General features: G+C 63.3%; 25 protein-coding genes. 8 read left to right on the forward strand and 17 right to left on the reverse strand.

Annotation, left to right across the window (positions count from 1 at the left end; genetic code table 11):
• Positions 1-198: 198 nt before the first annotated feature.
• Both KKP04_RS06140 and KKP04_RS06145 read right to left on the reverse strand, forming a co-directional pair.
• Complete coding sequence (locus KKP04_RS06140) at positions 199-492, reverse strand: hypothetical protein (protein WP_215028044.1); 294 nt, start codon at positions 490-492, stop codon at positions 199-201.
• Between the two features lie 254 nt (positions 493-746).
• On the reverse strand, positions 747-1,022 hold the full coding sequence (locus tag KKP04_RS06145) for a hypothetical protein (protein WP_215028046.1): 276 nt from the start codon (positions 1,020-1,022) through the stop codon (positions 747-749).
• Between the two features lie 168 nt (positions 1,023-1,190).
• Here KKP04_RS06145 and KKP04_RS06150 point away from each other — a divergent pair, with 168 nt between their 5' ends.
• Positions 1,191-2,351, forward strand: coding sequence for a hypothetical protein (locus KKP04_RS06150; RefSeq protein WP_215028048.1), 1,161 nt, complete (start codon positions 1,191-1,193; stop codon positions 2,349-2,351).
• 99 nt (positions 2,352-2,450) lie between these two features.
• Here KKP04_RS06150 and eno read toward each other — a convergent pair whose 3' ends face one another.
• Positions 2,451-3,731 carry a phosphopyruvate hydratase gene (gene eno / locus KKP04_RS06155; protein ID WP_215028050.1) on the reverse strand — a complete coding sequence of 427 codons (1,281 nt, stop codon included), beginning with the start codon at positions 3,729-3,731 and terminating at the stop codon, positions 2,451-2,453.
• A gap of 106 nt (positions 3,732-3,837) precedes the next feature.
• Here eno and queC point away from each other — a divergent pair, with 106 nt between their 5' ends.
• Complete coding sequence (queC, locus tag KKP04_RS06160) at positions 3,838-4,566, forward strand: 7-cyano-7-deazaguanine synthase QueC (protein WP_215028057.1); 729 nt, start codon at positions 3,838-3,840, stop codon at positions 4,564-4,566.
• Between the two features lie 5 nt (positions 4,567-4,571).
• Positions 4,572-5,213: a 7-carboxy-7-deazaguanine synthase gene (gene queE / locus KKP04_RS06165; RefSeq protein WP_215028059.1), complete on the forward strand. Its 642-nt coding sequence runs from the start codon at positions 4,572-4,574 to the stop codon at positions 5,211-5,213.
• A gap of 37 nt (positions 5,214-5,250) precedes the next feature.
• On the opposite strand, the gene KKP04_RS06170 is transcribed toward queE, so the two are convergent.
• Positions 5,251-5,634, reverse strand: a complete 384-nt coding sequence (locus tag KKP04_RS06170; protein WP_215028061.1) for a helix-turn-helix transcriptional regulator — start codon at positions 5,632-5,634, stop codon at positions 5,251-5,253.
• Between the two features lie 253 nt (positions 5,635-5,887).
• On the opposite strand from KKP04_RS06170, the gene KKP04_RS06175 reads away from it, so the two are divergent.
• Genes KKP04_RS06175 through KKP04_RS06185 form a run of 3 tightly spaced genes read left to right on the forward strand, consistent with a single transcriptional unit; the run spans position 5,888 to position 8,967 of the window.
• Positions 5,888-7,477 carry a lysine--tRNA ligase gene (locus tag KKP04_RS06175; protein ID WP_215028063.1) on the forward strand — a complete coding sequence of 530 codons (1,590 nt, stop codon included), beginning with the start codon at positions 5,888-5,890 and terminating at the stop codon, positions 7,475-7,477.
• A 12-nt stretch (positions 7,478-7,489) separates the two neighbouring features.
• Positions 7,490-7,903 (forward strand): DUF952 domain-containing protein, encoded by a 414-nt coding sequence (locus KKP04_RS06180; RefSeq protein WP_215028065.1) that lies wholly within the window; start codon positions 7,490-7,492, stop codon positions 7,901-7,903.
• The gene (locus KKP04_RS06185) at positions 7,900-8,967 is read left to right on the forward strand and encodes a quinone-dependent dihydroorotate dehydrogenase (protein WP_215028067.1); all 1,068 of its coding nucleotides are present in this window, start codon (positions 7,900-7,902) and stop codon (positions 8,965-8,967) included. Before KKP04_RS06180 ends, KKP04_RS06185 begins: the two co-directional genes overlap by 4 nt.
• 19 nt (positions 8,968-8,986) lie before the next feature.
• Here KKP04_RS06185 and KKP04_RS06190 read toward each other — a convergent pair whose 3' ends face one another.
• From KKP04_RS06190 to KKP04_RS06250, 13 genes are all read right to left on the reverse strand, one after another.
• Entirely contained in the window at positions 8,987-9,523 is a 537-nt protein-coding gene (locus tag KKP04_RS06190) for a bifunctional adenosylcobinamide kinase/adenosylcobinamide-phosphate guanylyltransferase (protein WP_215028069.1), read from the reverse strand.
• Between the two features lie 5 nt (positions 9,524-9,528).
• Positions 9,529-10,155, reverse strand: a complete 627-nt coding sequence (bioD, locus tag KKP04_RS06195) for a dethiobiotin synthase (RefSeq protein ID WP_215028071.1) — start codon at positions 10,153-10,155, stop codon at positions 9,529-9,531.
• A gap of 19 nt (positions 10,156-10,174) precedes the next feature.
• Positions 10,175-10,579, reverse strand: coding sequence for a Rieske (2Fe-2S) protein (locus KKP04_RS06200; protein ID WP_215028078.1), 405 nt, complete (start codon positions 10,577-10,579; stop codon positions 10,175-10,177).
• A gap of 19 nt (positions 10,580-10,598) precedes the next feature.
• The gene (nifA, locus tag KKP04_RS06205; RefSeq protein ID WP_215028081.1) at positions 10,599-12,419 is read right to left on the reverse strand and encodes a nif-specific transcriptional activator NifA; all 1,821 of its coding nucleotides are present in this window, start codon (positions 12,417-12,419) and stop codon (positions 10,599-10,601) included.
• Positions 12,420-12,749: 330 nt separating this feature from the next.
• Complete coding sequence (locus KKP04_RS06210) at positions 12,750-13,247, reverse strand: ferritin family protein (RefSeq protein ID WP_215028082.1); 498 nt, start codon at positions 13,245-13,247, stop codon at positions 12,750-12,752.
• A gap of 203 nt (positions 13,248-13,450) precedes the next feature.
• A complete protein-coding gene (locus tag KKP04_RS06215) occupies positions 13,451-13,747 on the reverse strand; it encodes a ferredoxin family protein (protein ID WP_215028084.1) in 297 nt (98 codons plus the stop codon).
• A gap of 21 nt (positions 13,748-13,768) precedes the next feature.
• Positions 13,769-15,073, reverse strand: coding sequence for an FAD-dependent oxidoreductase (locus KKP04_RS06220; RefSeq protein WP_215028086.1), 1,305 nt, complete (start codon positions 15,071-15,073; stop codon positions 13,769-13,771).
• A 30-nt stretch (positions 15,074-15,103) separates the two neighbouring features.
• Positions 15,104-16,216, reverse strand: a complete 1,113-nt coding sequence (locus KKP04_RS06225) for an electron transfer flavoprotein subunit alpha/FixB family protein (protein WP_215028088.1) — start codon at positions 16,214-16,216, stop codon at positions 15,104-15,106.
• 27 nt (positions 16,217-16,243) lie between these two features.
• Positions 16,244-17,095, reverse strand: a complete 852-nt coding sequence (locus KKP04_RS06230) for an electron transfer flavoprotein subunit beta/FixA family protein (RefSeq protein ID WP_215028090.1) — start codon at positions 17,093-17,095, stop codon at positions 16,244-16,246.
• Positions 17,096-17,120: 25 nt separating this feature from the next.
• Positions 17,121-17,462, reverse strand: a complete 342-nt coding sequence (nifW, locus tag KKP04_RS06235) for a nitrogenase stabilizing/protective protein NifW (RefSeq protein WP_215028092.1) — start codon at positions 17,460-17,462, stop codon at positions 17,121-17,123.
• A gap of 29 nt (positions 17,463-17,491) precedes the next feature.
• A complete protein-coding gene (gene nifV / locus KKP04_RS06240) occupies positions 17,492-18,775 on the reverse strand; it encodes a homocitrate synthase (RefSeq protein WP_215028094.1) in 1,284 nt (427 codons plus the stop codon).
• Between the two features lie 231 nt (positions 18,776-19,006).
• Positions 19,007-19,321, reverse strand: coding sequence for a DUF2852 domain-containing protein (locus KKP04_RS06245; RefSeq protein ID WP_215028096.1), 315 nt, complete (start codon positions 19,319-19,321; stop codon positions 19,007-19,009).
• Between the two features lie 93 nt (positions 19,322-19,414).
• Entirely contained in the window at positions 19,415-20,107 is a 693-nt protein-coding gene (locus KKP04_RS06250; RefSeq protein WP_215028098.1) for a site-2 protease family protein, read from the reverse strand.
• 217 nt (positions 20,108-20,324) lie between these two features.
• Between KKP04_RS06250 and KKP04_RS06255 the strand changes: the two genes are divergently transcribed.
• The gene (locus KKP04_RS06255) at positions 20,325-22,835 is read left to right on the forward strand and encodes a glycogen/starch/alpha-glucan phosphorylase (protein ID WP_215028100.1); all 2,511 of its coding nucleotides are present in this window, start codon (positions 20,325-20,327) and stop codon (positions 22,833-22,835) included.
• A gap of 4 nt (positions 22,836-22,839) precedes the next feature.
• The gene (gene glgB, locus KKP04_RS06260) at positions 22,840-25,038 is read left to right on the forward strand and encodes a 1,4-alpha-glucan branching protein GlgB (RefSeq protein WP_215028101.1); all 2,199 of its coding nucleotides are present in this window, start codon (positions 22,840-22,842) and stop codon (positions 25,036-25,038) included.
• The last annotated feature ends 129 nt before the right edge of the window (positions 25,039-25,167 follow it).

Here is a 25,167-nt window from a genome sequence, read left to right on the forward strand (position 1 = left end):
GCGCACAAGCCTTGACGTCAGCTTGCACAAGTGCCGTTCGCTGTCAAACGCCCCTCTACCGCCGGTTGACAAGTGCGGGGATATCGCCTGGACAGGGCGCCGATTGCTGCGCGGGGGAGACCCGCTCCGTCAACGCGACTCCTGTCTTAAAACAGAAAACGGCCCCCGAAAGGGCCGTTCGAAGCGGTTAGAAGGCGCCTACCAGCGCGAGCCCCAGCGCCAATGGCTGCGACGACGGTTGTGGCCCCAATTCGGGCGCGGACCCCAACCCGGACGCCAGCCGCGACCGCGCGAGCCCCAGCGCCAATGGCTGCGGGAGCGGTTATGCCAGCCGCCGGAACCCCAACGCCAGTGCTGAACCTTCACCACCGCGTCGGCTTTCGCCACTTCGCTCTGAATGACCGAGGCTTGAGAAGAAACGGGAGCAGCCTGCACCGAAGCTCCGAACAGAGCCGTGCATGCGACTGCAATCGCAACGAGATACTTTTTCATTTGATCAGACCTTATCTGAACGCTCCTTTCCTCGGCACACTGAGTATATGGCATGCAAAAAAGAAGTCCAGCCCCTAAAACATGACATTTTTTTTATGAAAAGCGGCGATTCCGGTCACGGAAGCACCTTGAAGCCACCAAAATTGGAGCAAACGCAAAATAAAACCTGCGGTCCAGCCGAAACCGGACCGCAGGTTATCGAACATGCCAATGCGCCTGTTGAACGCATTGGCTGAAGGAGACGTTCGCCGTGATTAGCGGCGCGATCCCCAGCGCCAGTGGCTACGCGCGCGATTGTGGAAGCCGCGGCCGCCCCAACGCGGACCGCGCGAACCGTGGCGCCAATGGCTGCGGTCGCGCCGGTGATAGCCGCGCGAACCCCAGCGCCGGTGCTGAACCTTCACCGTCGCCCCCGCCACGGCTGCTTCAGCCTGAAGCACCGGAGCCACGGACGAGGCCGGCGCGGCCTGGGCCGAAAGTCCAAACAGAGCGCCGAACGTGATGACGGCGGCGAATGCAAATGCCTTCATGAGAAAAACCCTCTCGTGTTGGTTACGTTGGTGAGCATACGGAAAACCAACGCTCAGATCTATGGGTCCATTAACATTAATTTTACGACAGATTTTCCGTCGCGCTTTACCTCGCCTCATTGCTTTGTTAGCCCCGTAGTGCCGAGAAAGACAAAGAGATGCTTCATCATGACGGTTTCCCGACGCTCCCTTACCCGAACTATTGCCATCGTTATCCCAACACTTTTTGTTGTGTCGCCTCTGGCCGCCGCTGATAAGGCCACACTCAAGCTCCGCACGAACCAGCAGGTCATAGAGGATCTGACGCGGCAGACGCCGGAGATCGACATGGCCAATCCCGATGCCGTGTTCGCGGCCGTGTTCGAAGCGCTGCCCGAGAAGGCGGTCGTATACCCGACCGAGAGCTATTATTATTTCACGTTTCCCTACAAAGGCATGGTCTACGCGGGCAACATCCGCCTCGACGCATGGGACCAGTTCGACGGGAAGGTGCACTTCGCCTATTTCCCTGAGTATGCCTTCTGGCGGAAGCCGCTCGATCCCGCCTACAAGAAGCTCGGCACGGAAGACGGCGTCGACGTGAAGCAGATCGACAAGCTGCATTACACGGTGACGTTCAAAGGCAAGACGGTCGCCTTCGAACTGCCGGACTTGTCGAAGACAAAACCGGCGCCGGGCGCGGTTCGCGACGACGAAACCTATATCGGCCCGATCTGGGACGAGTCCGGCGTGAAGTTCGAGCTGGTGTTCAACAAGCCGTCGAAGACGTTCCTCTACGTGCTGAACGACATGCCGAAGGTCGATCAATATGAAGACACGACCATGCCGGGCGTTACAGTCGGCCACCGGACGAGTTTCGCCTTCTACAAGGACAAGCTCGCCGACCGCCGCATCCTCATCGGCGTCTTCATGGGCAATACGCAGCTCAACAACTATTTCGACGGCCCCTTCGACCAGTTGCCCGACAATTTCATCGAGGGCGATGCGCTGCGCGACGCGCTGATCGAAATCGAACCGAACATGAAGGGGAAGATGGACCGCTACGGCTCCGACCCCAGCGGCGAGGTTCGCTACGCGATCACCACCTACATCTATTACGACGGTGTCGCGGATCTGAAGCCGATTGTCGATTGCGCGGCGAAGGAAAGCGACGCGCCGAAATATTACGCGTGCTTCGACGCCAAGCAGCCGGGCGAGGACGGCCCCGAGCAGGGCGACGGCAAGGGCGAGCCAGCGTCGGGCAACGATGCTGGCGAGGCCCCGGCCGCAGCCACAGCTCCAGAGCCGACAAAAGCAGAACCGAAGTCCTCCGAGAAGAAGACGAAGTAAATAAAAAGGCGGCCAATCGGTCGCCTTTTTCGCGTCTCGCGGGCCTCGCGAATCAACGCGAGGTCTGCTTGGAATATCACTTCGAGCGCGGTTATAGACTTAATGCGCGCCGCGCAGGATGCTCCGCCCCGCGAAAACTGCGGTATCGCCAAGCTCTTCCTCGATGCGGATGAGCTGGTTGTATTTCGCAATGCGGTCCGAGCGCGACAGCGAGCCGGTCTTGATCTGGCCCGCATTCGTGGCGACCGCGATGTCGGCGATGATCGAGTCCTCGGTCTCGCCGGAGCGGTGCGAGATGACCGCCTTGAAGCTCGCGCGCTGCGCGATGTCCACGGCGTCGAGCGCTTCGGAGAGCGTGCCGATCTGGTTCACCTTCACGAGGATCGCATTGCCCGCGCCCATCGCGATGCCCTCGCGCAAACGCTTCGGGTTCGTCACGTACAGGTCGTCGCCGACGAGGTTGACCTTCCCGCCGATTTCGTCCGTGAGCGCCTTCCAGCCCTCCCAATCGTCCTCGGCCATGCCGTCCTCGATGGAGATGATCGGATAGCGCGAGACGAGGTCGCGATAGAGCGCCACCATCTGGCCCGCATCGAGGCTCTTGCCCTCGCCCTCAAGCTCATACTTGCCGTTCTTGTAGAATTCGGTCGAGGCCGGATCGAGCGCGATGGCGATATCCTCGCCCGGCTTGTAGCCCGCCTTCTCGATGGCGCGCATCACGAAGGTCAGCGCCTCGTCGGCCGATTTCAGGTTCGGCGCGAAGCCGCCTTCGTCGCCGACGTTGGTGCTGTGGCCGCCGTCCTTCAGAAGCTTCTTCAGCGTGTGGAAAACCTCGGCGCCCCAGCGCACGGCTTCCGCAAGCGTCGGCGCGCCGAGCGGCGAAATCATGAATTCCTGGAAGTCGATCGGGTTGTCGGCATGCGCGCCGCCATTGATGATGTTCATCATCGGCACCGGCAGCACGCGGGCGTTGACGCCGCCGAGATAGCGATAGAGAGGCGCGTCCGCCGCGATGCTGGCCGCCTTCGCCACAGCAAGCGATACGCCGAGGATGGCGTTCGCGCCGAGGCGGCTCTTGTTTTCCGTGCCGTCGAGGTCGATCAGCATTTGATCGATACGGCGCTGGTCTTCCGCGTCGAAGCCCTGAAGCGCGTCGAAGATTTCGCCGTTCACCGCGTCGACGGCCTGAAGCACGCCCTTGCCGAGATAACGGTCGCCGCCGTCGCGCTTCTCGTTCGCCTCATGAGCGCCGGTCGACGCGCCCGACGGCACGGCCGCGCGGCCAACGGCGCCGTCTTCGAGCACCACGTCCACCTCGACGGTCGGATTGCCCCGGCTGTCGAGAATTTCGCGGCCGATGATGTCAGTAATGGCGGTCATGTAAACCTCGTGAAAACGAAAGCGTGAGCGGACGCGCGTCCGGCTGGAATCCCGCGGTTGTCATAAAGGACTCGCGCGCCCGCTTAAAGCGGTTTAATCGGTCCGCATGACAGCTACACCCGAAAGCGCGACGAAAAGTCTTGTTCTTTTCTCCGGCGGACAGGATTCCGCCGTCTGTCTTGCCTGGGCGTTGACGAATTATGCGCAAGTCGAAACGCTGGGCTTTTCCTACGGCCAGCGCCATAGCGTCGAACTTGAATGTCGGCCGAAGCTGCGCGACGCGATGGCGGCGCTCTCGCCGGAGTGGGCGGCGCGGCTCGGCCCCGATCACGTGCTCGATCTCTCGGTTCTCGGCGCGGTGAGCGATACGGCGTTGACGTCGGATGCGGAAATCGCGTTCGGCGCGAGCGGCCTGCCGAACACGTTCGTGCCGGGCCGCAATCTCCTGTTCTTCACGCTGGCGGCGGCGCTCGCCTATCGCCGCGGCATCCGCGACCTCGTCGGCGGCATGTGCCAGACCGATTTTTCCGGCTATCCCGACTGCCGCGACCAAACGCTCCAGACGCTCGCCACCGCCATATGCCTCGGCACGGACGAGCAATTTCGGATCGTGACGCCGCTCATGTGGCGCACCAAGGCCGACACCTGGTCCATGGCGCACGCGCTCGGCGGCAATTCATTTGTGGATATCGTTGCGGAGCATTCACACACTTGTTACAAAGGCATTCGCGATCATCGGCATGAGTGGGGTTATGGATGCGGGACGTGTCCGGCCTGTGATCTTCGCGCGAAGGGCTATTACGTCTGGCGCGATATGGCAGCTTCGCAAGAATAGGCGGCATGTACACGGTCAAGGAAATCTTTCCGACGCTTCAAGGCGAGGGCGCGCAAGTGGGCCGCGCCGCCGTTTTCCTGCGCTTCGCGGGCTGCAACCTCTGGACCGGCCAGCACAAGGACAAGAGCAAGGCGTTCTGCCGGTTCTGCGACACGGATTTTGTGGGCTATGACGGACCGAACGGCGGCAAGTTCGAGACGGCCGACCGACTGGCCGACGTCGTGCTCGGCATGTGGAATTCGCTGACGAAGGGCAAGACCGCATCGCCCTATGTGGTTTGCACGGGCGGCGAGCCGACGCTTCAACTCGACACCCCGATGATCGATGCGCTGAAGAAGCGCGGCTTCACCGTGGCCATCGAATCGAACGGCACCCGCCCCGCGCCGCGCGGCGTCGACTGGATCTGCATCAGCCCGAAGGCTGGCGTGCCGCTCGCCCAGCGCGAGGGCAACGAACTGAAGCTCGTCTATCCGCAGACCGGCGCGCTGCCGCAGCTTTTCGAGCGGCTGAAGTTCGACCACTTTTTCATTCAGCCGATGGACGGCCCGCAGCATCGGGACAATATCGAAGCGGCGATCCGCTATTGCATGGCGAACCCGCCGTGGCGGCTCTCGATGCAGATGCACAAGCTCGTCGGCATCCGCTAGCACGCGGCAAAATCCACGCGCAGGCAAAGCCGCTGCGTCAGCCGCAAGCCTCGCCCTCGGTCGGAGCCGCGCCGCACTGTTCCGCGTGAGACCGCGCGGCGGCGCAAGCGTCCATGTTCCTGAGCACGGCGTCGAGAAGCCCCGGAAAGCGCGCGTCGATCTCTCCGCGACGAAGCGCCGTGATGAAGCACACGCCTTCCTTCCGCTGCGCAATGATTCCCGCCTCACGCAGGACGCGGTAGTGATGGGATTGCGTGGATTTCGCAATGTCGAGACCTGTCACCGCAGCGTAGCAGGCGAGTTCGCCACGCTCGGCGAGATTCCGCACGATGTGCAGCCGCACGGGATCGCTCAACGCGTAAAGCACCGCTTCAAGCCTGAGCGGCGCATATGTTTCGCGGATGGGAGCGTCCTCGGCCATGGCCTAGAGATGGCGCGCCAGCGGCCGAGTTCAACGCTTGGAGGCCATCGAACGGGCACGCTTGCGCCTCGATTTCGCCATGCCGCCCCAAGCCGGAAATCCTTTGGCAAAGCTCGGTGCTCGCCTCGGACCGGATGCATGCAATCGAGGGGCGGTTGTTGTGCGTTCGATGCGATGGCGGTTGACGCGATAGGCGCGGCTTTCCATAGTCCGCCACAACCGAAATGCACAAATACCGATAAGCACAGAACCCATGACCGCCGCCGACACCCTCGCCGATCTTGCGCACACCTCCAAGGCCTGGCCTTTCGAAGAGGCACGCAAGCTCCTGAAACGCCTCGAAAAGGCGGACCCGGCGCGGGAGGTCGTGTTCGAGACCGGCTATGGCCCCTCTGGCCTGCCGCATGTCGGCACGTTCGGCGAGGTGGCGCGCACAACCATGGTGCGGCACGCGCTCGAAGCGCTGAAGCCCGGCGTGAAGACGCGGCTCGTCTGCTTCTCCGACGACATGGACGGCCTGCGCAAGGTGCCGACCAACGTGCCCAATCAGGGGCTGCTGCAGGCCGCGCTCGAAAAGCCGCTGACCGCCGTGCCTGATCCGTTCGGCACGCATTCGAGCTTCGGCGCGCATAACAACGCGCGGCTGCGGAGCTTTCTCGACAGCTTCGGCTTCCAGTATGAGTTCCTGTCCGCGACGGAGTGCTACCGCTCCGGCATGTTCGACGAGACGTTGCTCAAGATGCTCGCCGTCTACGATGATGTGATGGCCATCATCCTGCCGACGCTCGGCCCGGATCGCCGCGCCACCTACTCGCCCTTCCTGCCGATCTCGCCAAACTCGGGCAAGGTGCTGCAAGTGCCGATCGAGGCGCGCGACGTGGACGCGGGCACCATCGTCTACACCGACCCCGACACCGGCAAGCGCGTCGAAACGCCCGTCACCGGCGGGCATGTGAAGTGCCAGTGGAAAGCCGATTGGGCCATGCGCTGGGTCGCGCTGGGCGTCGATTACGAAATGGCGGGCAAGGATCTCATCGACAGCGTGACGCTCTCGTCGAAGGTGGCACGCGCGCTCGGCGGCCGTCCGCCCGAGGGCTTCAACTACGAACTGTTCCTCGACGATCAGGGCCAGAAGATTTCGAAGTCGAAGGGCAACGGCATCGCGGTGGAGGAATGGCTGGCCTATGCCACGCCGGAGAGCCTCGCGCTGTACATGTTCCAGAAGCCGAAGACGGCGAAGCGGCTTTACTTCGACGTCATCCCGAAGGCGGTGGACGAATATTTCACCCTTCTCGACGCGTTTCACAAGGAAACGCCGCAAAAGCAGATCGACAACGCCGTCTGGCATATCCATGGCGGCACGCCGCCGCAACATGGCGTGCCCTTGAGTTTCAGTCTTCTGCTGAACCTCGTCAGCGCTTCAAACGCCCACACGAAGGACATTCTCTGGCAGTTCGTGCGGAACTACGCGCCGGAAGCGAACCCGGAGGATTATCCGGAACTCGACCGGCTCATCGGCTTCGCGATCCGCTATTTCGATGAGCGCGAGAAACCGTTCAAGGTGTACCGCGCGCCGACCGATGTCGAACGCGCCGCGATGCTCGATCTGGACGGGCGCCTTGCCTCCGCCGATGCGTCTCTCGACGCGGAAGCGCTGCAAGGCATCGTCTACGAGGTCGGCAAGTCGCATCCGTTCGAAAATTTGCGCGACTGGTTCAAGGCGCTCTACGAGGTTCTGTTCGGCGAGAGCGCGGGGCCGCGTTTCGGCTCGTTCATCAAGGCGTACGGGATCGAGAACACGCGCGCGCTGATCGCGGAACGGCTCGCGGCGGCGCAGGCGTAACGGGAGGCGGCGGTGAGCGACAGGCCGCGCATCATCTACAAGCTCGTGACGCGCGGCGAATGGGAAGCCGCGCGCGCGGGCGGCATCTTCGCCGGTTCGGAGGTGGATCGCCGCGACGGCTTCATTCATTTCTCGACCGCTGCACAGGTGGCGGAAACCGCGCGTCGCTACTTTGCGGGCGTGCCGAGCCTCCTGCTCGTCGCGGTGGACGCAGACATGCTCGCCGCCCTGCCCTCGCTCGCGCTCGATGCGGCAAGCGCGAGCAACGCCGCCGAAACCGGCCAACTCCGTTTCGAGGCATCGCGCGGCGGCGAACTGTTCCCCCACCTTTACGCACCGCTGCCGTTCGCTGCCGTCATAAGCGAAACCGACATCCCGCTCGGGCCGGACGGCGTGCCGCTCATCCCCGAGGATCTCGCGTCGTGAGCCTGTGGCGGGCAGCGCAGGCGGGGCTATTCCTCCTCGACCCCGAAACGGCGCATGAGGCATCGCTGCGCGCGCTTGAAGCGGGCATGCACCCGCGCGCCGCGCTCGACGATCCGCGCCTCGGCGTCGATCTCTTCGGCCTTCGCTTCCCGAACCCGGTCGGCGTCGCGGCGGGCTACGACAAGGACGCGCGGGTTTACAATCCGCTGTTTGCCATCGGCTTCGGCTTCGTCGAGGCGGGCACCATCACGCCGAAGCCGCAACCCGGCAATCCGCGCCCGCGCTCGTTCCGGCTCATCGCGGATCGTGGTGTCATCAACCGCTTCGGCTTCAACAGCGAGGGCCACGCGGCGGCCCTGAAGCGGCTCGCCGCACATCCGCCGCGCGGGCTTCTCGGCGTGAACATCGGGGCGAACAAGACGAGCGAAAATCGGATCGCGGATTATGTCGCGGGCGTGGCTGCCTTCGGCCCGGTCGCCGCATATCTCGCGATCAACATTTCCTCGCCGAACACGCCGGGCCTGCGCGATTTGCAGGCGCCGGATCAACTCGCGGCGCTGCTCGACGCGGTGATGGATGCGCGCGCGAAGCTCGCGCGCAAGGTGCCGGTGCTCGTCAAGCTCGCGCCCGACCTGCGCGACGACGACATCGCACCGACGATGCGCTGTCTGCTCGACCACGGCGTCGATGGCGCGATCCTCACCAACACGACGCTTTCGCGCGAAGGCGTGACCGACCGGCGGCGCGGCGAAGCCGGCGGGCTTTCCGGGCGGCCGCTGTTCGCGCGCTCAACGCGCTTCCTCGCGCGCTGCTTCATCGAGACGGACGGGCGGCTGCCGCTGATCGGCGTCGGCGGCGTCGATTCCGGCAACGCGGCGGTTGCGAAGATCCGCGCGGGCGCGTCGCTCGTGCAGCTTTATACCGGCCTCGTCTATGAAGGCGCCGGGCTTCTGCCCGCCATCAAGGCCGCGCTCGTCGCCGAAACCGTCGCCTCGGGCGCGCCGCTCGCCGCGCTCGTCGGGGCCGACGCGGAGAAATGGGCCGCCTTCTCTCAGCAAGCCTGATGGCCAGCGGTGACGCGCCCTATTTCAGCCGGACGCCGCAGCCCGCCACCATAAGCCACGCCTCGCTCGCCGCCGCCGCCGTGCGCTGGCCGAGAAAGCCCGCGAGGTCGCGGAAGCGGCGCAACTCGGCCTCCATCGGCACGATGCTCCAGCCCACCTCATCGCCGATGATTACTGTCGGCCAGGGCGCGGTGCGAAACCCATCAAGCTCGCGGCTCCACGTGTCGAGAATCGCCTCATCGCTCATCCCTTCTGTGCCGCCAAACCCCGTGCGGAAGGCGAGCCACGTCACAAGACTGTCGATCAGCACACACGAGGGCGCGGGATCGAGAGCGGCGAGCGACGCAGCGATGTCGTCCGGCGCTTCGAGCGTGCGCCATGTTGCGGGCCGCTCGGCCTGATGACGGCGCACGCGCTCGGCCATCTCGGCGTCGGCGGGATCGCGCGCATAGGTGGCGACGAACGCGACGCGGTCGCCGTAGCTTTCGGCGATGTCGACCGCGCGGCGGCTCTTGCCGCTCCGGACCGGCCCTGTGAGGAAGATGATGTCGCCCATGCTGCCTACCTGAACGCGGCGAGGTCGAAACTCTGCCGGAATGCGAGAGCGAGCGTCGGGGCGTCGAGCGGATCGACGCGCGGCAAGCGCCCGAGACGGCGCGCGCCGCTGAAAGCCGCGACCGCCGCTTCTTCTTCATCCGCCGGATCGCCGAGAAAGGCAACGCCGTGGACGCGCATGCCGCGCCGCGCCAGTGCTTCGAGCGAGAGCAGCGTGTGATTGATCATGCCGAGCGCCGTCCTCGCGCAGAGGATCACGGGGAGCCCCATGCGCGCGAAAACGTCGATGGTGAGAAGCCCCGGTGCGAGGGGCACGAGCAAGCCACCCGCGCCTTCGACGACGAGCGGGCCGTCGACGTCGGGCACGGCGAGCCGAGACGCTTCGATGGTGACGCCCTCGCGCGCCGCCGAGATATGCGGCGAGGCGGGGAGCGCCAGACGGTAGGCTTCGGGCAGGATGCGCGTCGGCGGCAGGCCGGAGAGACGGCGAACGGTGTCGCTGTCGGTTTCGTCTTCAAGGCCCGATTGCACCGGCTTCCAGTAGTAAGCGCCGAGCGCACCCGCAAGCGCCGCGCTGAACACAGTCTTGCCGATGCCGGTGTCTGTGCCGGTGACGATGAAGCCAGCGCTCATTTTCCCTCTCAGGACGGCCTCAGAGCGCGGGCGGCGCGGCTTCCGCCTCGTCGTCGTCCAGCTCGGCAAGCTCCACGCCGATAACGCAGATGTCTCCATCAAGCACGCACACCGCGACCGGTTCTAGGTCTTTTCCGAGACACGGCCCGTCGATGCATTTGCCGGACGCAAGCTCGAACAGCGAGCCATGCTTTCCGCACACGATATTCTTCGTTCCCGGCTCAAAAAACTGGTTCGTTTCCCAGTCGAGATTGACGTTGTTGTGCGGGCAGCGGTTCACATAGGCGAAAACCTGCTTGTCCCAGCGCACCACGAAAATGGGCCACGGCTTTTCCGCGCCATCGGCCACGCGCACAAGCTCGAACCCGCGTCCCCGGCGATTCGGGATGTCCGACACGGCGCAGATGGCATAGGCGACGCTCATCGATTCTTCCTCCACTGCATCAATAGCGCTTCATCTCGATGCCGTGCTTCTTCAGCGCATAGCCGACCTGACGCGGTGTCAAACCCAGCATGCGCGCGGCCTTCGCCTGAACCCAGCCTGTCTTTTCGAGCGCGTTGATGAGCGCATCCTTGCTGAGTTGCGCGTAGCCGCTGCCGTCGTCTTCATGCGCGGCCGAGCCGTTGCCATGCGGGGCGCCATTATGCGCCGCCCCGTTATGCGAAGCGCCGTTTCCATTGGCCGCGCCGTTCGAGTGGCCGTTCATGCTTTCCGCATATTCAGCGGGTGGCGGCGTATAAGGCGACGGCGCGGCTGGCGGGCTGACGCGCGGCTGACTGCTGTTGCCCTCGGTAAAGCGATGCTGCTGGGGCGGAACATAGGTCACCTCGCCGCTTGCCGGTCCTTTCCACAGCATCGACGAGAGACAATGCCCGTGCTGGCAGGCGAAATCGGCCGCGTGAATCTCGTCGCCAAGCGTCATCGCGGCGGTGCGGCGGATGCAGTTTTCCAGTTCGCGGATATTGCCGGGGAAGTAGCATTTGCAAAGAACCTCCATCGCATCCGGTCCGAAGGAAAGCTGATAGCCGTTCTCTTCGGCGAACCGGTTCAGGAAGTGCTGGGCAAGTTCGGGGATATCGCCCTGCCGCTCGCGCAGAGGCGGCAGCATGAGCGGCACGACGTTGATGCGGTAATAAAGATCGGCGCGGAACTTGCCGTCCGCGACCATCTGTTCGAGCGCGCGGTTCGTGGCGCAGACGAGGCGGAAGTTGATCTTCAGCGTATGCTGGCCGCCGACGCGTTCGAACTCGCCCTCCTGAAGGATGCGGAGCAGCTTTGCCTGGAAAGACGGCGAGATTTCGCCGATCTCGTCGAGGAAAATGGTGCCGCCGTCCGCCAGTTCGAAACGGCCCTTGCGAAGACCGACAGCGCCGGTGAACGCGCCCTTCTCGTGCCCGAAAAGCTCCGACTCGATGACGCCTTCGGGCAGCGCCGCGCAGTTCACCTTCACGAACGGCTTGCCCTTACGGCGCGAAAGCTCGTGGATCGCGCGGGCGAAAAGCTCCTTGCCGGTGCCGGTTTCGCCGCGAATGAGAACCGGCGCGTTGGACTTCGCCACCTGTTCGATGCGCTCCGTCACCGCACGGATCGCGCGGCTCTTGCCGAGGATGCCCGTCACCTTCGGCGGCGGCGCCTTTGCCTTGATGTTCGACAGTTCCTTGGCGAGGCGGTGCTGTTCGTGGATGAGGCGTTCGCGATCCTCGGCGACGACGCGATGCAGCTTCAGCGCCTGGCCGACAAGGTTCGCGACCATCGTGAGGAAGCGGACATCGTGATCGATGCGCACGTCCATGCTGCCCTGCCAGACGCGTTCGATGGCGAGTGTGCCCACCACCTTGGCGTCGACGCGGATCGGAACGCCGATGAACGTCTGCACGACATTCGGCCCGGCGCTGCCCAGGCGCTTCCAACCGGCGAACGACGGGTGAAGGGCGCAGTTCTGCACGACCAGCGGCGACGCGGTGGCAACGATCTGGTCGATAACAGCGAGAGGGAGGTCGCCATCCTCGTTGGGGTCGATGCTCGGCTCCGTCGAGGCCGAAACCTTGATCTCGGGATCGCCCGCCTTGTCGAGCAGCATGAGCGTCGAGAGCCTCATATCGAGGAACGAACTCATCACCGAGACGACATTGTTAAGCATCACCCTCAGGCTTGAGGGGGATGTCACGATCTTCGAGATTTCGTAGATGCCGCTCAGCGCTGTGTCGCTGTATCTCACGCTTCCCGGAACCGTGACGGTGCCCGCCGGTGCGGAAGATGTCATAAATAACCTCATCCGACAAACTCGGGCTGGGCCGAAGGCCAACCCACGAGCCTGCTTGGTAGTTTCACGTTTGAAGCTATTATAACAATGACCTGCGACAATGTCGCGCCCATAGAATAGTCAATTCTGCCCTCGCCTGATCCCACGCATCGCGAAAAAACGCAAAAAAGTCAATTTAGATCAAAGGCCAATACAGAGATTGCCTCAAAAGAGGGCAAAAATTATTTTTTGTTCAATTCCAGACTCGCCCGCTGAAGGACGGGCATTGCCCGCCCGTGAGGTGTGAGACCGCAGACGTTCTCAACACGATGAAGAGAGAGGCGTCCGTTTTCAATGCGGGGCCGTGAGATTGGTTTCCTGCGGAAGCTGCTCGCCCGCCTTGTGCAGCGCCATCCACCGCTTCAGTTCCGCCACGTGCTCCTCCTCCTCGGCGACAAACTCCTTGGCGAGGACCTTGATCTCCGGGTCGGTCGTCGTGTCGTAGACATGCTTGTAGAACTGATAGCCGCGAATCTCGGCGTCGAGCGCGATTTCAAGCGCCTGTCCGCGCCCGATGAGCGGGTCCGTTCCCCAGATCGCCGCCGCTTCGGGGCTTTCGAGGTCCGGCCATTCGAAATCGCCCGGCGCCTTTTTCGGAATGTCGCGATAACCGGCGCGCGCCATCGCGTCGCCCATATGAAGACGCGAATAATCCGAAAGCTGGCGGAACAGCTTTCCCACTTCACGATTGCCGGCGCCGTCCATGGCGTCGGCGAGTTGCGCGAAACGAAGCGTGGCTTCCTGTTCGAGCTTGATGGAATAGGCGAGAAATTCCTCGACGGAATCCATGATCAGTCCCCTTGTGTATCTGCGACCAAGCGCCTGTCCGGCTAGCCTGAACTGCCGGTGCGCTGAACGCGACCCCATTATAATCGATTTTGCGGGCGCGTTTCCAAGTAATTCCGCGGAGACCGGTCAAGCCGAACCCCGCATACCGGAAGCCCGGCTGCTTTCAGAGCCCTCTGAAAGCGCCGCCTCTAGCTCCCAAAGCTTTAGCCGAACTTGAACAGAATGCCGTAGCCGCCGCGTGGATAGGTCCACGTCAGCGCGCCCGAGCCTTCCGCCAGCACGCGACAGGTGCCGCATTCGAGGCAACCGTCGGGGCTCACCTCGACCTGACCCTTGCCGTTCACCTCGTAGCAGTGCGCGGGGCAAAGCTTGACGAGGAGCAGAAGCTCCTTCGACGGCTTCTCGTGCGGCGCGACGACGATATGAGGGCGCCCGGCATCGACGAGATAGCGGTTCTGATAGAGCTTCTCTTCGACGCGCACCGTTGATGTGTCAGCCATTCCAGTGTTCCTTTCCTGTTCCTAGCGCCACGACCTTGCGAGCTTCCAAGCGTCGCTCGCGAGGCCTCTCACGCCGCGCGCCTTGACGAAGGAACGAACGATTTCCTTTTCCTTGCTCTTCTTGTCCTTGCCGTCCACGCGGAACCAGTTCTGCGCGGCCTTGGACACGAGTTCGGGATAGCTGCCGAAGAGACGATCGCGCGCGCCGTGCATGAAATCGGGCAAGCGCTTGTACTTCTTGAGATCCTTCATCACGAAGGACTGTTCGAGCATCTTCTGGTAGAGGGACAGGTTCTCCGCCGAGAACTTGTCCTTGCGGGACTTGATCTGGAAGATCGCTTCAGCCGCGATTCGGCCCGTCGTCATGGCGAGGTTCGAGCCTTCGCGATGGACCGCGTTCACGAACTGGCCCGCGTCGCCGACGATCACCCAGCCATCGCCGAACAGCTGCGGCACGGCGTTGTAGCCGCCTTCCGGGATGAGATGCGCCGCGTATTCCTTCACTTCCGCGCCCGCGATCAGCGGAGCAACGGCCGGGTGCTTCTTGAAGTCTTCGAGAAGCTCGTAAGGAGCCTTGCCGGTCAGTGCGAAGTCGGAGACGAGGCAGCCGATGCCTATCGAGATGCTTTCCTTGTTCGTGTAGAGGAAGCCCGTGCCCGCCATGCCCCTGGTGATCGTGCCGGCGGCCTCGATCACGACGCCTTCGTCGCCCGAGATGTTGAAGCGGCTTTCGATCACATCGGACGGCAGGAAGTGCATTTCCTTCACCGCGAGCGCCACCGTGTCCGGCTTCGGACGCGGACGCAGACCCGCCTTCGTGCCGAGGACGCCGTTCACGCCTTCGGCCATCACGACCACATCGGCGAGAATGGTGCCGCCCGCGCGGTCCGTCTTCACGCCGATCACCTTGCCGCCCGAAAAACAGAGATCGGTGACGGTCGTCTCAAGAATGAGGAGCGCGCCCGCCTCCTGCACCTTCTTCGAAAACCACTTGTCGAACTGCGCGCGGATGATGGTGTAGCGGTTCGGCGCTTCCTCGTTGAAGTCGTCGGAACGATAATGCACGCCCGTGTAGGAGGAGTCGTCCATGTACCACAGACGCTGCTCGATCAGGTGGCGCTCAAGCGGAGCGTCGTCCCGGAAGTCCGGGATGATCTTTTCGAGCATGTTGGCGTACATGATCGCGCCCTGCACGTTCTTCGAGCCCGGATATTCGCCGCGCTCGATCTGGAGCACTTTCAGGCCGCGCTTCGCCAGAGTGTAAGCACAGGAATTGCCGGCCGGTCCGGCCCCCACGACAATGACGTCGAATTTTTCTGCGGGCATGCGAGTTCTCCTTCGAAACCTTCCGCTCAATCAGCCGACGAGGCGCGAGCGCGTGTTGGGGGCGATCCGCTGACGGACTTCCTTCGCGAGCGCGGGGAGGAAGCGGACGGCGTCGGTGATCAGGCCGATATGGGCGAAGTCCATGATCGGCGCGTTCTTGTCGGTGTTGATCGCAAGGATCAGGTCGGCGCCCTCGACGCCCACGCGATGCTGGATCGCGCCGGAGATGCCCGCGGCGATGTAGAGTTTCGGACGGATGGTCTTGCCCGTCTGGCCTATCTGGCGGTCGGCCGGGATCCAGCCGCGCTGCACGAGCGGACGCGAGCCGCCCCATTCCGCGCCGAGAGCTTTCGCCAGATCCTTCACGAGCTGGTAGTTTTCAGCGCTGCCGAGACCGAGGCCGCCCGCGACGACCACGTCCGCATAGGCGAGGTTCGACTTGTTCGAGTCGCGATCCGGGATGAACTGAAGCAGCTTCGTGACGATCTCGTCCTCGATCATCTTGAATTCATATTCGATGACCGGGCCGGACTTGCCCTCCTGGCGCTCCGGCATCGAGAACACGCGCGGGCGAACCGTCGCCATCTGGGGGCGGAAGTTCAACGTGTAGATCGTGCAGAGAAGCGAACCGCCGAAGGTCGGGCGCGTCGCGGCAAGGGAGCCGTCGGCGTCGACCGCGAGTTCCGTGCAGTCTGCCGTGAGACCCGTCGCCAGCGTCGTCGCAACCGAGCCCGCCAGGTCGCGGCCGAGCGTCGTTGCGCCAAGAAGCAGGATTTCCGGTTGGAACTTATTAACCAGTTCCATCATGCAGCGGCTGTAGGGCTCGTTGCGGTAGTCCGCCAGAACCGGGCTTTCCACGAGATAGGCCACGTCCGCGCCGTAGGCGTAGCACTCCTGAACGGCTGCGCGCGTGTCTTCGCCTGCGCCGCCGAGCACGACGCCCGCGAGCTGGACACCGAGCTTGTCGGCGAGCTTGCGGCCTTCGCCCATGAGTTCCCACGAGACGGGATGCACGTGACCGCGCTCAAGCTCGATGAAAACCCAGACGTGCTTGTAGGACCTGAACTTCTCGGGAAGTTCTTTCTTCATTCCGGCGCGGCCGCCAGCTGCTGCTGCGGGCTTCGGGGCGGGTGTCGTTGTCATAACCAAATCTCCGTATTGCGCGCTGGCTCAACCTTGGGCCATGGCCGTCAGTTCTTTTTCGATGGTCGGCAGACGGTTGAAGATCTCGTCCAGCGTCTTGGTCGCAATCGCATCCGGGGTAAGGCCGCCAATGTCGATGATCTTGGCCTTGTCGGCGCGCGGCGACGGCGCAAACACGCGCTTCACCACGGTCGGCGAGCCCTTGAGGCCGCACTTGCCCATCTCGGCGACGCCGGCGGCGGCGGCGTTCCATGTCACGATCTCCGCGCGGGCGGCGGCGAGCGCCACGTCGATGGAGCCGCGACGGATTTCGTTCGTGCCTTCGAGCATGGTGATCAGGCACGGCAGGTTCGACTTCAAGATCTGCACGCCGCCTTCGGCGCGACGCTCGACGGTGATGGTCTTGCCTTCGAGGTTCACCTCGTTGACGCCGGAAACGTAAGTAAGCTGTTGCAGGTCGAGGCGCTTTGCGATGCCGGGACCGACCTGCGCCGTGTCGCCGTCGATGGTCTGCTTGCCCGTGAAGACGATGTCGACCGGCTCGTAGGTCTGGCCGATCTTGAGAATGGCCTGCGAAAGGGCGTAGCTCGTGGCGAGCGTGTCGGAGCCTGCAAAGGCGCGGTCGGTGAGAAGCACGGCGCGGTCGACGCCATAGGTCAGCGCGCGGCGCAGGCTGTCTTCCGCCATCGGCGGACCCATCGTCAGCACAGTCACCTTGCCGCCGTGCTTGTCGCGCAGGCGAAGCGCCGCCTCGATGGCGAACAGGTCATAGGGGTTGATGATGGTCGGCACGCCCTGCCGCATGATGGTGTTCGTGACCGGATGCACGCGAATCTGCGCGCTGTCCGGAACCTGTTTGATGCAAACGACGAGATGCATGGGTCAACCCTTCCTGCGTGCCGCTTCAGCGGCCGATGATAGTGAGTGAGTCAAGGGGCACGAAAGCCTTGGGCGCTTCTTCCTTCGGCCGGTCGGGGTGGTGCTCCTGCAAGACCTTGAAAACGCGCTCCTGAAGCGGCGTCGACTTCAGAAAATCGTCATAGGCATGGGCCAGCGTTTCACGCGCGGCGGCATAAACGTCTTCATCGGTCGCGGCACTGAAATCCTTCTGCGCGAGATACTGCCCCATGCGCTTCAGGATATGAAGGCGCGCCACCTTGAGGCGCTCAGGATCGTAATCCACCTTGAGATACGCGAAGAAATCCTCCGCCGAGGGGAGCTTTGCGAGATCCGACAAAACGCTCATTGATGCCAACCTTTCGTTTCCACCGCGCGTCACGATACCGCCTTCAGACGAGACGACGAGGCCGACCGCTTTATGGGGCAGACACCCGCGTTGCCGTCCGACCGCTCGTCCATAAGGGCAGCGGCGAGCCTCAGCAGGGTGAAGGACGGAATGCAGGCTTTGTGCTTTTCCGCATAGCCCCTGACAGCGGCAAGAAGACGGCGCTCTTCGTCTTCGGTGAGTTGCAGGCCGAGATAAGACAACTCATGGCGCAATCCCGCAAGCCCGGAATGCTTGCCGACGACGAAACGATGGTTTCGACCGAGTCGGCGCGGCGACAACGCCTCGTAGCAGTCCTTGCTCTTGAGGATGCCATCGACGTGGATGCCGGACTCGTGCGTGAAGACGTCCTTGCCGACGATAGGCGCCGAGCGCGCTATTTCGCGCCCGCTGCACCGGGCCACGAGTTCGCTCAGGTGGCCGAGGGCGGGAAGATGGATGCGCGTGGCCTGCGCGAAGAGCGAGTCGAGCGCTACGGCGATCTGTTCGAGCGGCGCATTGCCCGCCCGCTCGCCAAGACCGTTGACGGTCACGCTGGCCGCGCTCGCTCCTGCTTCCAACGCGGCCAGCGTGTTGGCTGTGGCCAGACCGAGATCGTCATGGCCATGAAACTCGATGGGAAGATCCGTAATGCGCTGGACGGCTTCGATGGCGCCGCGAACCGAGACCGGATCGAGCACACCGAGCGTATCGGCGAACCGGTAGCGCACCGCTCCGGCTTTGGCAGCCGCTTCGAGGATGGGTTCGAGCGTGTCGCGGGTGGCGCGCGACGAGTCCTCGCCGCCGAAGGCAACTTCGAGGCCCTTTGCTCGGGCGTATCCGATCACGTCGGTGACGGCTGCCACCACGCGCGGCAGCGAACCGCCGAATTTCGCGGCAATCTGAAAGCGCGAGACGGGCGCCGAAAGGTTCACGATGGAGACGCCTGAAGCGAGCGCGTCGTCCACGTCGCCGCGCCGCATGCGACACCACGCGATGACGCGCAACGGCAGTCCCGCCTTCGCGATACGCCGGATCGTCTCCTGCTCGTCGCGACCCATGGCGGGCGTACCCGCCTCGATTTCGTCGACGCCGACATCGGCAAGCGCGGCCGCGATCTGCATCTTCTCCGCGGCTGTAAAGGCGACGCCCGGCGTCTGCTCGCCATCCCTCAGCGTCGTGTCGTTGATCGCAACGCGACCTGACAGAGTGCGCCGCAAGAATAGCGCGTTGTCGCCGCCCGCAGCCCCTTCGCCGTCGTTCGTTGCCTTGAGACCGTTCGAAAGGTCGCGCATCCCGCATTCCGCCTGATTAAGCCGCCGCGTCGATCCGCAGCGCGCACCTCTTAAAGCAGGAGGCGTGCCAAACGCCTAAGCGGCTGAAATGTGCGGAATAGTTTTAAATCGGCGGCGGTGTCGAAAGTCCGACATGTGTCGCACATGCGACATCGGGAAATGACGGCGGATAGGTAAAAGGTTCGCGCCCGGAGGAAAGCCGGGCGCGGCCGAAAATCGCTCACGCTTCGATCAAATGTCGATGATCGGCGACTTCCGTTCGGCCATGAATCGGTCGAAATCGGCGCGTTCTCGCGACTGGCGCTGACGCTCCATGAACGCGGCGAACTCCTTCTGCTCCCGGTCGAGACGGCGCATCGCCTCCGCGCGATATTCGTCGAACGCGCTGCTGCCGCTTCCGGCTCGCGACGCCGAGTCCGCGGCTGCCTGCTTTTTTTGTTGCGCCTCCCGGCGCTCCTTCGCACGGCGGCCGTATCCATAGCCGTATTTTCCGCCGCTCTGCCCCTTGCCGCCGTTTCCCTGAGTGCCCTGGTTATCGCCGCACATGTCGATGCCTCCAATCTTGAGATCTATCGATAATGTACCAAAGAGGGAACAAGGCAAGTCTGCTGGCCGCATGGCCGCATGGCCGCATGGCCGCTATCTGATGCCGGTGATCGACAGGATGGCGTCTACCACTCCGCGCGACGCCCAGATCAGATATCGCGAGAAGAAATCGAGGTCGAGCCCGGCGCTGCGTCCCGCATAGGGCAGAAGGAAGATCAGCGTCAGGATCAGAAGCAGACCGTAGGGTTCCAGCCCCTCGAAACGATAGGCGAGGCGGCGCGGCAGAAGCCCGGTCAGCACGCGCCCGCCGTCGAGCGGCGGGATCGGCAGCATGTTGAACACGGCGAGAATCGCGTTGATAAGGATGCTGTTCACAAGATTCTGGGCGACCCAGGCATTCGCGGGCGATGGCAATTCCCGCGCCACGTAAAACAGGAGCGCCGACACGACCGCGAGAAAGATGTTTGCGCCGGGGCCCGCGAGCGCCACGATAATCATGTCGCGGCGCGGGTTGTTCAGATTGCGAAAATTCACCGGCACCGGCTTCGCCCAGCCGAATAAAAATGGCGCGCGGACCAGAAGCAGCATCGCGGGGACAAGGATCGTGCCGACCGGATCGACGTGCTTGAACGGATTTAGCGTGACACGGCCGAGCATCCATGCGGTGTTGTCGCCGAGGCGGCGGGCCGCGAAGCCATGGGCTGCCTCGTGCAGCGTGATCGCGAGCAAAAGCGGAATGACCCAGGTCGAGACCGTGTAAAGGATTGCATTCACATCTCCGCCCATGGTTCGCCCCCGCTGCGCTTTCGCCTGCCGCTACTCTCAGGTTAAAGTGTTTATACGGCGTGTCTCGCGCAAGACGCCCGACGAAAGCGGCTTCAGACGGCCCGACGTTCTTGTTTTATCATCCAGCTGCGGCTATCGAGCCAAAAGCGTTCGGCTTCACAGCCGTGTCAGAACGGCCCTGCATTATCAGTCGATGCGGACCGGGGGAAAAGGAACCATGACCGAAACGAAGTCGCAGCCAGAGTCTAGAATTCGCGCCGCCGAAAGCGGCGGACGCGAAAACGCGCAGGAACGGATCGTGGAGCTTCGCGAGCAGATCCTCGCGCATCTCATTTCCGAGACGGGCAGGGATCGCTCGTCCGCCAGCCCCCGGGACTGGTTTCTGGCCACCGCGCTTACCGTGCGCGACCGTATCGTCGAGCGGTGGATCGACTCGAAGCAGGAGAGCTTCGACAAGGGCCAGCGCCGCGTCTATTATCTCTCGCTCGAGTTTCTCATCGGGCGGCTGCTGATGGACTCCCTGAACAACCTCGACCTCACCGGTCCGGTGCGCGAGGCGCTGGCCGGGCTCGATGTCGACCTGGAAGAGCTGCGCGAGATCGAGCCGGACGCCGCCCTCGGCAATGGCGGCCTCGGCCGCCTCGCCGCGTGCTTCATGGAGAGCATGGCGACGCTCTCGGTCGCGGCTTATGGCTACGGCATCCGCTACGATCACGGCCTGTTCCGGCAGGCGATCAAGGACGGCTGGCAGCACGAATATCCCGAGGACTGGCTGGCGTTCGGCAACCCGTGGGAATTCGCGCGGCCCGAAATCGAATACGAGATCGGTTTCGGCGGATCGGTGGAAGCGCAGGCGGACGGCCGCGCCGCGCAAATCTGGAAACCGAACGAGATTGTCGAGGCTGTCGCCTACGACACGCCCGTCGCGGGATGGCGCGGCGCGTCGGTCAACACGCTGCGCCTTTGGCGTTCGCGCGCACCCGACCCCTTGCGCCTCGACGTGTTCAACGCAGGCGATTACGTGGCCGCGCAGGCCGATCAGGTGCGCGCGGAAAGCATCTCGAAGGTGCTATACCCGAGCGACTCGACACCCGCCGGGCTTGAACTGCGCCTCCGGCAGGAATATTTCTTTGCGTCCGCCTCGCTTCAAGACCTGATCCGCCGCCACCTCAATCAGCACGGCGACATCGCGACTCTTGCCGACAAGGCAGCGATCCAGCTCAACGACACGCATCCGGCCATCGCCATCCCCGAAATGATGCGGCTGCTGGTAGACGTCTACGCGCTCGAATGGGACGAGGCGTGGCGCATCACGCAGGCCACCTTCTCCTACACCAATCACACGCTTCTGCCGGAAGCGCTCGAAAGCTGGGCCGTTCCGCTGATGGAGCGCTTGCTCCCGCGTCACATGCAGATCATCTACCTCATCAACGCGCTGCATCTCGACCATCTGCGCGAGGCCGGCGAGCACGATTGGGGCGTTCTCTCCAACCTGTCGGTAATCGACGAGCATTCCGGTCGGCGCGTTCGCATGGGGACGCTCGCCTTCCTCGGCTCGCACAAGGTCAACGGCGTGTCGCAGCTTCACACCGACCTCATGAAAGAGACGGTATTCCGCGATCTGAATGAGCTTTACCCCGACCGAATCGTCAACAAGACGAACGGCATCACTTTCCGCCGTTGGCTCTTCGAGGCCAATCCCGGCCTGACGCGCCTCATATCGGAAACCATCGGCAACGCCTTCCTCGACCATCCGGAAGAGCTGCTGAAGCTCGAAGCCCTCGCCGCCGACAAGGAATTTCAGGCGCGCGCGTTGAGCGTGAAGCAGAAGAACAAGGAGGCGCTCGCCAAGCTCATCACGGACCGGCTCCTCATCAAGGTCGACCCTGACGCGTTGTTCGACGTGCATGTGAAGCGCATTCACGAATACAAGCGCCAGCTTCTCAATATTCTGGAGACGATCGCCTGTTACAACGACATCCGCGCGCATCCCACCAAGGATTTCGTGCCGCGCGTGAAGATCTTCGCGGGCAAGGCGGCGGCGAGCTACCATCAGGCGAAACTCATCATCAAGCTGATCCACGATGTGGGCCGGGTGATCAACAACGATCCGTCGGTGCGCGGGCTGCTGAAGGTGGTGTTTCTGCCGAATTTCTGCGTGAGCCTCGCCGAGCGGATCATTCCGGCCGCCGACCTGTCCGAGCAGATCTCGACGGCGGGCATGGAGGCGTCCGGCACCGGCAATATGAAATTCGCACTGAACGGCGCGCTCACCATCGGCACGCTCGACGGCGCGAATGTCGAAATCCGCGAGCGCGTGGGCGAGGACAACATCTTCATTTTCGGCCTGACGGCGGAAGAGGTGCAACAGCGGCGGTCGAAGGGCATCGACGCGCGGCAAACCATCGCGTCTTCGCCGGTGCTGAAGGACGTGCTCGACGCGATCGCTTCCGGCGTCTTCTCGCACGACGACAAGGACAGGTACAAACAACTGGTGGATATCCTCACCTACCACGATCATTTCATGGTGACAGCGGATTTCGACGCCTATTGTCAGGCCCAGCGGCTGGCGGATATCCGCTGGCGCGACAAGAAATCGTGGTGGCGCGCAAGCATCCTGAACACCGCGCGGGTCGGGTGGTTTTCCTCCGACCGGACCATCGCAGAATATGCGGAAGACATCTGGCGGGTTCCCGTCCGTACCGCCAGCTCAAACCTGATAGGGTGATATTGTGACCGAAGCCAGCTGGCGAGCGCGGGAAGAGGACGTTTCAAAGATCGCGTCCGCCACGCATGGCGATCCCTTCTCCGTGCTCGGCCTGCATCGCGCGGGCGACGGGATGGCGATTCGCGCTTTCGTGCCGGGCGTCGAACGTCTCGGGGCAGTGCTCGAAAGCGGTGTGACCGTCCCGCTGGAGCGGCGGGGCTTCGGCGACTTCTTCGAAGCCTTCGTTCCGGGAGTGGCGGAGCGCTTTCGCTATCGGCTGCGCGCGGTCATCGCCGGGCACGCATTGGAGTTCGAAGACCCGTATTCCTTCGGCCCCGCGCTCGGGCCGCTCGACGATTACCTGCTCGTGGAAGGGACACACAAGCGCCTGTATGAGCGGCTTGGTTCGCACCCGCTTTGCCATGAAGGCGTGGATGGCGTGCTGTTCGCGGTCTGGGCGCCGCATGCGAGCCGCGTCTCGGTCGTGGGCGATTTCAACCAGTGGGACGGCCGCCGCCACACGATGCGAAAGCGCGTCGACAGCGGCATCTGGGAACTGTTCGCCCCCGGCATCGGCGAGGGCACCGTCTACAAATACGAGATCATCGGCGTGAATGGCGATCTTCAGCCGCTCAAGGCCGATCCGTTCGGCTTTTCCGGCGAGATGCGCCCCTCCACCGCCTCCGTCGTCGCGCGAACCGACAGCCATGAATGGGGCGACGAGGCGCATATGGCCTGGCGGCCGACGGTCGAGGCGCGCCGCGGGCCGATGTCGATCCTTGAGGTGCACGCAAGTTCGTGGCGGCGCAAGTGGGACGGCGGCTTCCTGTCCTACGACGAGCTTGCGGACCAGCTCATCCCCTATGCCGTGGACATGGGTTTCACGCATATCGAGCTGATGCCGATTTCCGAGCACCCGCTCGACGCATCATGGGGCTATCAGCCCATCGGGCTTTTCGCGCCGACGCGCCGCTTCGGCGATCCGGCGGGCTTTCAGCGGTTCGTCGACGGCGCGCACCGTGTCGGCCTCGGCGTGATCCTCGACTGGGTGCCCGCGCATTTCCCGACCGACGAGCACGGGCTTGCGAAGTTCGACGGCACCGCGCTTTACGAGCATCCCGATCCGCGCCGGGGCTTCCATCCCGACTGGAACACGGCGATATACGATTTCGGCCGCGCTGAAGTCGCGAGCATGCTCGTCTCGAACGCGATCTACTGGCTCGACCGCTACCACATCGACGGCCTCCGCGTTGATGCGGTGGCTTCCATGCTCTATCTCGACTATTCGCGGAAAGCGGGCGAATGGCTGCCCAACTCGGAAGGCGGCAACCAGAACCACGACGCCGTGCGCTTCCTGCAAGACGCGAATGCAAGCGTCTACGGCGCCTATCCGGGGATCGCGACCATCGCCGAGGAGTCGACCTCCTGGCCGGGCGTGTCGCAACCGACGAACACGGGTGGCCTGGGCTTCGGCTTCAAGTGGAACATGGGCTGGATGAACGACACGCTGTCTTACATGGCGCTCGATCCGGTCTACCGGAAATGGCACCACAACAAGCTCACCTTCGGGCTGATCTACGCCTTTTCCGAAAACTTCATCCTGCCTATCAGCCACGACGAGGTGGTTCACGGTAAAGGCTCGATGCTCGGCAAGATGCCCGGCGACGATTGGCAGAAGTTTGCCAACGTTCGGGGCTATTACGGGTTCATGTGGGGGTATCCGGGCAAAAAGCTGCTCTTCATGGGGCAGGAATTCGCCCAGCGGGCCGAGTGGGATTTCGATGCGGGGCTGGACTGGTGGTCGCTCGACAATGCGCCGCATCGCGGCGTGCAATCTCTCGTGCGCGACCTGAACCGCCTGCATCGCGAAAAGCCCGCGCTTCATGCCCGCGACTGCGAACCGGAAGGGTTTCAGTGGATCGTCGTCAACGACGAGGCGCAATCGATTTTCGCATGGGTGCGCTATGGCGGGCCTGGCGCAAAGCCGGTGGTGGTCGCCTGCAACTTCACTCCGGAACCGCGCCATAATTATCGCATCGGCTTGCCTTTTGCCGGGCGCTGGCGCGAGATTCTCAACACGGATGCTCCGGAATATGGGGGCGCGGGCATCGGCAATCTTGGCGAAGTCCAAGCTTCGATGCAGGAAAGCCACGGTTTGCCGGCATCGGCGGAAATTACCCTGCCACCGCTCGCCACTGTTTATTTCGAGCATGACTCGGTTTAGACCCCGATTGTGTGCATCGTTCAAAAAACTGTGATGGTTCTCCATCACTTTCGAAGGGATCGGTCAGCGCCAGCGCGCACTGTTTTGGGAACGGTTCCGTTAATTCCCCGGCGTTCGCGTCGAGGCAAA

This window comes from Rhodomicrobium sp. Az07 (genome assembly GCF_018619475.1).
Classification (GTDB): Bacteria; Pseudomonadota; Alphaproteobacteria; order Rhizobiales; family Rhodomicrobiaceae; genus Rhodomicrobium.